This is a genomic window from Variovorax sp. M-6 (assembly GCF_052114385.1).
Classification (GTDB): domain Bacteria; phylum Pseudomonadota; class Gammaproteobacteria; order Burkholderiales; family Burkholderiaceae_C; genus Variovorax.
The window spans coordinates 1-567 of record NZ_JBFREQ010000116.1 but is presented as its reverse complement, the minus strand read 5'-3'; the positions used below and the strand labels follow the sequence as shown (position 1 = coordinate 567).

The window sequence follows — 567 nt, the reverse complement described above, 5'->3', positions numbered from 1 at the left end:
CTTCAGCTGTGGATCGTGCAATGTACCCGCCAGCGGGCCTGCCGCTAGGGGCAGCGGGCAGTGATCCATTGCCGCCACTGGGCGGCCGCGGCGCCGCGCGCGGCGGCATCGGCGTCGTTCGGATCGTAGGCGCCGAGCGAGCGCCACAGGCTGGCCGGAGTGGTCAGTTTGACGGTTGGCTGCGCCAGCAAAGTCGACTCGATCAGTCAAGCGGAGAAGGTTGGTCGATACTGCCAAGGGCGTGGCCGCGACCTGCAAGCAGGGGCACGCGCAAAGGCGAGCGCCTCTGGAGGGCGAAACCTGGCTACGGGGAGCAGCCAGAGGAAATCGCCAGCAATGTTGTGGCTGAATGGCAGGAATCTGGCCAAGACCCGGACGTCGGCGGCTTATGGTTCGCGTTGCCTTGAGGGCCGGACTCGGCTGCGGATTCAACCGGTCGATGCAACGATCTGGCTGAACATCTCAGCCGGTGTTTGAAAGTCGAGAGTCTTCCTGGGGCGCTCGTTCAACCTGCGTGCCAATGCATTGAGCTTGGCCTGTGAGTAGGTCGAGACATCGATGCCCTTG

At 64.0% G+C, this 567-nt stretch carries 1 pseudogene; it reads right to left on the bottom strand.

The annotated features are described in order from the left end of the window. Positions 1–428 precede the first annotated feature (428 nt). A pseudogene (locus tag AB4Z46_RS35390) lies at positions 429–567 on the bottom strand (IS30 family transposase); the annotation flags it as partial.